We start from the raw sequence: 8194 nt of genomic DNA, 5'->3' as shown, positions 1-8194 counted from the left end.
GTGTAAGAGTGGTTAAACGCGTTGTCTGCTCCAATTACTACAATATTTTTCGGTTCGTAGTTTAATAGTAATGTTGACTCTTTTCCTGGTAGATAATAATTTCCGTTCACCCAAACCATTGCAGCAACATATCCACTTCCGTTTTCATTATCTGTGCCTTTCCAGGAAATTTCGTATTTTCCAGCCTTTGGAGTTACAGTAATGTCTGTAACTTTAGGTAGTGTCGAATCTACTTTCACAGGCATTATAACTTCCTGTGGTTTTGCACCTGGAAAGTCTAATGTCGATTTAATCACATATTGATAATTTCCATCTTGTACAAATCGTCCAGATTCATCTGTCATATCCCAAGGATAGAGTTCATTGTAATAAGTGTCCCCAAATGACATGATATTTTTTCTGAATTTCCATGGTGTCCCTGTATATTCACTGAAGTCACCTAAATATTTAACGATATTTCCTGATTGATCTTCAACAAACATTTCTGTTTTTTGTAGATTACGTAAAGCCGTAAATGAAGAATAGATACCATTTAGATGGTAGTTTGGCGAGATGGCAATTTTGTTAAGATCAAACGTTCCTGTACTAGGATCATATCCCTTTGGATAACGTTCTGATGTTCCATCCCAAAGTGCAGTATAACCTAAAAATGCATCTTTTTCCCATGCAGGAGGATCGATATTTAGTGGTTCATCCCAATTTCCATAGAAGCCCATATAAGGAACGGATAAAGGCACGGCTTTATCTTGGTCCTTGGTAACCGGAACTAGACGAACAAATCCTTCTACAAAACTATTTTTCTTTAAGGAATCTGGTAAATTCACATTAACTGTCAGCTGTTTTGTTTGACCAGGTTTAATTTTAAGAAGTGCGCCTTCTGTTACTGTCACTTTTTTATCATTGACAGTGACGGTTGCTCCATTGATTCGTTCACTTTTTAAAGTTAGATACTCCTTGGAATCCAAGTCACCATCAGTGTCTAAATCATATTCTTTCACTTCCGTCTGATCCTTTAAAACATCTACAAAAACTTGGTATTCGATATCCTCACTATTATTTTTTCCCTTAGGAGTTTCGAATGCTTCCACGTTTAATTTAAAGCTTGTAGTTTGTCCAATTTCCTTTAAAGCAACTGCTCCAGCTTGTTCTAAAGGCGTGTTTCGACTTGTCACAATGACAGGTGTGTTAATGGCATTTTGAATTTTCATTAAACCAGATCCTTGTAAGCGTGGTGAATATGGAACTTCACCGTTTGTTTTTGGATCCATGAGAACATTAGCTGTATTCATTAAAGCAAGCTTTGCTTTTAACACCGTATCTTCTGAATGGGTTAATCCTTTTTGATAAAGTGCCTGCAATAACAATGCTGAACCGCCTGCAACATGAGGTGCTGCCATTGATGTACCGCTCATGTTTTCATAATCATTTCCTGGAACAGTTGAATAAATATTTCCACCAGGAGCCGAAATCTCTGGTTTAAAATCTAATGTACTTGGAGAACCATAGGATGAAAAACTGGACATGTTGTCTTTTTTTGCATTATCTATCCAAGTTTCCCCGTCTAATTTCATCTTGACGGTTTGACCACTTTTTAGTTTATTTAATAGTTCTTGGCCTGGAGCCTTACCTGTTGTAGCAGTTGGAATGGAATTTTCAGTTAATCTTAGATAAGGATAATCAGTCGCCATATTATCAGCTGGTATTATGATAACCGCTTTTGCTCCATACCTTTCTGCGTTAAATTGAATACTAGAATAAGAAGTATATTGATTTAATAATTTTATTACTGCAATGTAGCCAGTTTTATTGGCGGGAAAATCAGCTTTGCTTCGTCCTTCGTTTGCATACACCATTTCATACTCTTGATTCGGATTTAAAAATCTTGAAAGTTTAAAATTATATTTTGCAGGAAACATCGTTTGATCTTGGAAAGGAAGCTTAAAACCATCTGTATCTGCTAAAGTATTTAAATGCAATTTTGTATTTTCATAGGATGCTACCGATAAAGCATATGGACCTACACCCGGTGCACCAACTGTCCCAATATCAGGATTTTCTGCATATGGCTTTGAAGCAGAGTCAAGAAATAAATTATTTTTCGTACTATGAGCGGAATTACCAGCTGCCACTACAACTAGTGTTCSACGCTCTGTCGCAACTCGAATGGCTTTTTGAGTCGGATCATCTTCTTCACTAACATAGCCTGCATCAACACCTAAGCTCATGTTGATAACATCTGCACCCATTGTAACGGCATGCTCGATTCCTGCGATAATATCATCCTCATAGGCTCCGCCGCCCATATCCGAGAATACCTTTTCTGCTAATAGTTGAACACCTGGAGCAATACCAGCGACCCCACCAGTTGCTTCGTCCCCATTAGCTCCAACTGTTCCAGCAACGTGTGTTCCATGCGGACTACCATTTAATCCAGGGATGACATTTGTATCATTGTCTGCCCAATCATAACCTGTCGGGACTTTATCTGAATACCAAATTTCGTTTACATCTGTATCTGCCATTTTTTGATTCATTTTATCTTGAGTCCATTTTTCTTTCGCTTTTGCATTATCAGATAGTTTCRTATCTTTGTGTGTATGATCAATCCCAGAATCTACGACCGCTACAACTAATCCTTCACCTTTATAGCCATATTGTTCCCAAACTTTTTGAGCTTGTACCAATTCTTTACTAGCTGCCATCGTTTCATGGAATGTTTTAGCAATATGTACATTCGTAACTCCTTGAATAGACTCGATTTCTTTCAAATTCTGAAACTCAGTTTCTAAACTGAATCCGTTAAAACCTTCAAAATAACGATGTTTCACTTTAGTAGCGGAATTTACTTTTGAATTTTTCGTTTTAGTGATTGCATCAATCACTTTGTCTTGCTTTTGCTTCATCATTGACTTTTTATTTTTTGATGATTGCTCCACATCAGTTAGCTGTTCAACTTCAACGATTAGGCGGACCACTTCATTCGGGCTATACGCTTTAATTAAACCTTCTTTAGTTACAGCTTCACTATAAAGATCCTTACTTTCTTGCTCCACTATATCTTCCAATGGTTGAAACTTGGTTGAAGTGTCATTCGTTTCTGCAAAAGCTGTTAAAGATGTTAGAAGTAAAGATGTGACAGCTGCAGTAGACATGACTTTAAATGCTTTCAATTTACTTTTTTTCATTTACGTCTCTCCTTTTTGAGTTTATATTTATTCCACTTACCCTTATCATCCCATATTTCTACTTTTCTGAAAATTGAACTTAGGATGTAACTCTTGCTGTTATTGGTTCTATACCTGCATAAAACAAAAGTACTATACCAAGAGTGATATAATAAGGGACAGGACATATTTTTATAAGTGATTTTTAATTAAGAAAATGGAACAAGTTGATTTCGAACGGCATAATTGACTGCCTGTGAACGGCTTTTCACATTCATGATTGCGGTTTTAATTGTTGTTCTTTTTAGCAGGTAGTAATGGGTCTGCTGTTATTACCTTAACAACGTTAGGTATACCATCGTTCATGCCGCCTACTACTTTTACTCTAAAATAGTAGAAAGTATTTTCAAACAATCCTGTAACCACTGCACTGTTTGAACCTGCTATAACCGGTTGTTCTGTTGTCGCAGCGCTCCATGTAACGCCATTATCGCTCGATTGCTCAATTTTCACTTCAGTTGCATTGACAGCGGCAATCCAGCTAAGAGCGGCCGAATTTTTAGATTTCGTAGTATTTTTCAACGTGTTAACGGTAGATGCAATTCCTAATTCATTGAAGTAATGTGTACTGTACTTACCGGTAACTTGTTCTTTCGGCTGAACGGTTATATCCGTATTTCCTTAGAAGAAGATCTACTATCTAAAGGTGAATTATTAGAGCTTGCACAAGATGGATTAGAAATATCAATAGAACTTAAACATCCTTTATATACATTTCTTTTCACGCTTGTGATTTATCTTTTAGAGAACCAATATGAACAGTATTACACCTATTTAAGTGAAAAAGCTTTACCTTTCTTTCGTATGCAAGGTTATATATATCTAGTAAAAAAGTATGAAAAAGAATTGTTTAATCATTATTTAAAAAACTGCCAAACTAATAAAGTCCTAGAAATAGCGGATATCTTTATCAATAAAAAATAACAAATGCCAAGACGTTGCCTTGGCATTTGTTTGCTTCTGTGCAGGAAATTAAAAGTTTTTACACTTACTAAATAACAACAAAAAATAGYTGGGCAGGAATAGAGTCCTGTCCAACTATTTTTTCATGATAGTTACAGTTTTTCAGCAAACCATTCCGTTGTTATCTTTAAAAGTTCTTCTGCAATGGATTGATCAGGATTTAATTTGTTATCAGCGAATATTTTGAAACCATGATCTGCACCATCAATAATACGCAGAGTCGCATCGGTACTTCCAGCATGTTGTACCAATTCCCTTGCCAATAGCGGTGAAACGACAGGATCTTCCGAACCTCCAATTGCGAGCAATGGGCCTTTATATTTGGCAACCTCATCAAGAGCACGAGAATTTTCCATCGCTGTAAAAAATTTTTTACCAAATTCTAATTGAGTACCCCATGGCATCGTCACTATAGCCGAACCTTTCGCATAGGCTTCTTCGGCATATTCGAACAAAATCTCTAAGTCTTTTGCACCGTTTGACGGCGCGGATGACCAGGTTGCAAGTGCTTTTACTTTTGGTTCCCGGGCTGCTACTACTTGCGCTATTCGTCCTCCTTGGCTGTAACCCAACACACCGATTCGATTATTATCTATTCCCGTATAATTAGCGAGGAATTCGACCGATTTCAGAGCATCCGCGACTGAATCATCGAAATTATTCTCAACATAGGGTTGGGAACTATCCCCGCCTCCTGCAAAGTCAATCCGCAAAGATGCATATCCTTTTGATGCCAATTGAGCAGCAAGTTGTTTATAGATATCTCCAAGTTCATTTTTATTACCACCCGTACCATGCAACAGCAATACCACAGGAGCTGGTTTATCCTTTGTTGCTACTGACGGGCTTACCAATATACCGGGAACATTATGGCTTCCATTAGGGATCGAAACGGACTGTTCCTTTATGGGTTGATTGCTCTCCTTTTTGCTTGTACTTTCACATCCTGTACAGAAGATTGATATCACAAGGACTGATATCAGAATCATGGTCATGGTCATTAATTTTTTCATTTTTCTATCCCCTTAATGTGTTTAACTTGGCTTTGTAGATAAGAGTTAGCAAAACTTTTATAAATAGCGGAACACCTACTTACTTCTTTCTTTACCTCAATCAGCGCTTCTTATAGACACCACCTCCCTATTCAAGTTTTGGCGAGATTGTATGTATTAAGAATCTTACATGAGGTTCATGTAATCGCTTACATATAGTCGAATAAATAAACTGGTAAATCTATATACACTCCGCCAAAGCACAAAAAAATAAAAGATTGGGGGATTCTTGAACAAATAAATCCTCTATCACATCGAGTAAAGAATGTCATATTGGCTCTTATGATTCCACCACTCCTTAGAACTGCTGCCGGATCTAATGGACCAATCCGCCAAGATCATCGGTTACAACGGAGCGATTTTGGGTCTCTTGTGTGCGGCAAAATGTATTCGCTTACAGAGAATCGCAATTAAATTTTGAGGAATTCGATGCCTCCTTTTTAATGAATGCCATCATACGCTAAGGATAATAATAGACAACTATGGTACGTGGTATATATAGTTGTCTAATAAATTCATTGTAATTGTATTTCAGTAAACCGGTTAAGTCAATACTGATTTAAAAAAGTGTGTGTTGTGGTTCTGTGATACTGTCACTATGGAACAGGGGACAATCACATTGACTAACGCAGAGATGAAGAAAGTACTTGTTGTGGAAAAAGTCTTAGATGGGCTTATGACAAATGTGGATGCGGCAGCTTTGTTGGGATAACTCCCGGCAAGTTATTCTGTTGAAGAAAAAACACATGCAAGAGGTCTTCGGGAATCGAGCATCAGAACAGAGGCAGAAAGCCCTTTCATGCTTAGGAGGATAAAATTAAGGAACATGTTGTCGATTTGTACACAACCCAGTATCACATCAGCATTCGTTTCAGTTTAGCGCTAAAATGACCGTACTAGAGGACGATCTTATTCTCTGACATCAAGGTCAAGCCTTGGAAAGTAAAAGAAACCGAAAAGGTACAACGCATAAAGGAAACAAAAAAGGCGAGTTCTGCGCAGCCACGCAAACCCACCTCAAGCCATCCGTGGAGGCTTGGAACCAAAAACAATCTCAGAAACATAAAAATCTTTCAGTCCAAGCCCCCTTGTATAGGGTCTCGGACTGCATAGAAAATGACATTTACTCAGAAATTTGACATACTGAATAAAAAAGTTATTTTCCATATTTTTCTGCAATTTAAACTGGATTAAGTTGTATTTCATCATCCCAATGTTGAGGTGTCGCATCCCTAATTAAAGGGATATAATGTTTATTGAGGAGGAGTATTTTAATGCCGATTAAAAACAAGTCCCATCTATATGTGGATTCTTATGATAAAATACTAAAACTAATTAATGCGGGAGTTTATCCGGTGGGAAGTAAATTGCCTGCGGAATTGGAACTTTCCAAAATGATGAATGTTAGCAGGATGACTTTACGCCAAGCCTTAAGCTTACTCCAAGAAGATGGCTATATCGAGACGATCCATGGACAAGGAAACTTTATAAAAGATAATACAAAATTACGAAGTATTGGATTAGAAAAAATAGGAGATACAGTTTCTAATTGTTGTACGGAAGCTATTGACGACATTGATTCCGACTTTCGCCTTGAATTTGTCAACGATTATGAATATACAAAAAAGCTGTTCGGTATTAACTCGGCAGTGGTTATTGGATTTAGCAGATGGTACAAAAGCAAAAATAAAATTGTTGCGCACACCTTTTCCGCGCTGCCAAGTGAAATCGCTTCCCAATTTCAAGTAAGTCTTAATGATAAAGAATGTATTCTCAAATTGCTTGAAGAACGAATTTATGAATATGCGCATTCTTCGACAATAGAAGTCAAGTTTACAAAATCCGTACTTTCCTCTGCGAGCCATCAACTCCATTCAAACAATGATTTATTTACACTATTAATTGAGAGTTTATATGATTCGATTGGCCATGTTATACTCCAGAATAAAATATATATACCGACGGAATTCAGCTCGATTAAAATTAATCGGAAAAATAAATAGATTTATTGCTGAAGCCAAGTGATGTTCTGGAAAGCCGGCTTCCATATCTGTAAATACTGAAAGCTAACGTCTTTTCTAAGACGTTAGCTTTTTTTTCTTATTCAACTAAAGCCCCGTTAGTTGAACTAGACTTATTGAAGTGTTGACATAAATGCGTAACAATTCATACAACAATAATGAAAAAAAAGAACTGTCCCAAAAGGAACAGTTAATTTATAAAAGTTTATTTGACAGCTTTAAAAAGAGCTTTTCCCTTGTTGTAGACAAATCTTTCCCATTTAGCTAACAACCCGTTTCCATTCTCTCCACGCTCTATTTCTAATGCGTGATTTTTATGGAATTCTAATACTCGTTTATTATGATTTTTTTCCCATTGGTGCAAAGGATTAGGTTTCATTTTTTCAACCTCCTTTACAATTAATTTCTTAATTATATGGCTAGGTTGGATAAATTAAAAGTAATTTATATCTAGTCTATTGAAAATAGAAATTGTTTGAGATTGCAAAGAGGTTAGTTTATGGCATAGTACGACCAAAATGTGTCGCACAGTTCAATCATACTACGCTTCTTCAACAAACCTGCCCCGTTAGTGAAAGAAGCTACTGCTGCTCTTGTTGTGCAATCGCTCCTATTTTATATTACCAATGTCATAACAATTATTACGATAAATGACAACGTGAAGAAAATACCTCTTGTTATAATGCAACTCCTTACAAATGCCTCATCTGCTTTAGGTTCCTCTATATATGCTAGTTGATGCCATAAACGAATAGTCTTTGTTGGATTTATATATTGCCAAATCGAAATAGCATAGATTGAAATGACTACGAGAAAAAATAAAATTATTTTTAGCATATAATCCTCCTCCCGCCCCGTCAGCTCAAAAAGGAAAAGGGCGTTACTTCCTCCTTAAGTTGCATAGTATCAAATATAGCAATTCCAATCATTGCCC

General features: G+C 36.7%; 6 protein-coding genes. 2 read left to right on the top strand and 4 right to left on the bottom strand.

The window, feature by feature from the left end; translation table 11 throughout:
- Together AC1DSB_RS10520 and AC1DSB_RS10515 are read right to left on the bottom strand one after the other, a co-directional pair.
- The coding region (locus tag AC1DSB_RS10520; protein ID WP_477586687.1) for a S8 family serine peptidase at nucleotides 1-3185 on the bottom strand (3185 nt) is incomplete at its 3' end.
- 267 nt (nucleotides 3186-3452) lie between these two features.
- Entirely contained in the window at nucleotides 3453-3746 is a 294-nt protein-coding gene (locus tag AC1DSB_RS10515) for a fibronectin type III domain-containing protein (protein ID WP_477532593.1), read from the bottom strand.
- A gap of 39 nt (nucleotides 3747-3785) precedes the next feature.
- On the opposite strand from AC1DSB_RS10515, the gene AC1DSB_RS10510 reads away from it, so the two are divergent.
- Nucleotides 3786-4148 (top strand): hypothetical protein, encoded by a 363-nt coding sequence (locus tag AC1DSB_RS10510; protein ID WP_477532592.1) that lies wholly within the window; start codon nucleotides 3786-3788, stop codon nucleotides 4146-4148.
- A gap of 131 nt (nucleotides 4149-4279) precedes the next feature.
- On the opposite strand, the gene AC1DSB_RS10505 is transcribed toward AC1DSB_RS10510, so the two are convergent.
- Nucleotides 4280-5200 carry an alpha/beta hydrolase family protein gene (locus AC1DSB_RS10505; protein ID WP_477532591.1) on the bottom strand — a complete coding sequence of 307 codons (921 nt, stop codon included), beginning with the start codon at nucleotides 5198-5200 and terminating at the stop codon, nucleotides 4280-4282.
- 1313 nt (nucleotides 5201-6513) lie between these two features.
- On the opposite strand from AC1DSB_RS10505, the gene AC1DSB_RS10500 reads away from it, so the two are divergent.
- Nucleotides 6514-7242, top strand: coding sequence for a GntR family transcriptional regulator (locus AC1DSB_RS10500; protein ID WP_477532590.1), 729 nt, complete (start codon nucleotides 6514-6516; stop codon nucleotides 7240-7242).
- 223 nt (nucleotides 7243-7465) lie between these two features.
- Here the strand turns inward: AC1DSB_RS10500 and AC1DSB_RS10495 are convergent, their stop codons facing one another.
- Nucleotides 7466-7639, bottom strand: coding sequence for a hypothetical protein (locus tag AC1DSB_RS10495; RefSeq protein ID WP_477532589.1), 174 nt, complete (start codon nucleotides 7637-7639; stop codon nucleotides 7466-7468).
- Between the last annotated feature and the right edge of the window lie 555 nt (nucleotides 7640-8194).

The sequence above is a fragment of the Paenisporosarcina sp. P4_E4_2 genome, assembly GCF_056401595.1.
This window is presented reverse-complemented; position numbering and strand designations above follow the sequence as displayed.

Excerpts from the sequence above, each read along its gene's own strand:
- AC1DSB_RS10510 (WP_477532592.1), top strand. The coding sequence starts at position 3,786 with ATGTGTACTGTACTTACCGGTAACTTGTTCTTTCGGCTGAACGGTTAT.
- AC1DSB_RS10505 (WP_477532591.1), bottom strand. The coding sequence starts at position 5,200 with ATGAAAAAATTAATGACCATGACCATGATTCTGATATCAGTCCTTGTG.
- AC1DSB_RS10500 (WP_477532590.1), top strand. The coding sequence starts at position 6,514 with ATGCCGATTAAAAACAAGTCCCATCTATATGTGGATTCTTATGATAAA.
- AC1DSB_RS10495 (WP_477532589.1), bottom strand. The coding sequence starts at position 7,639 with ATGAAACCTAATCCTTTGCACCAATGGGAAAAAAATCATAATAAACGA.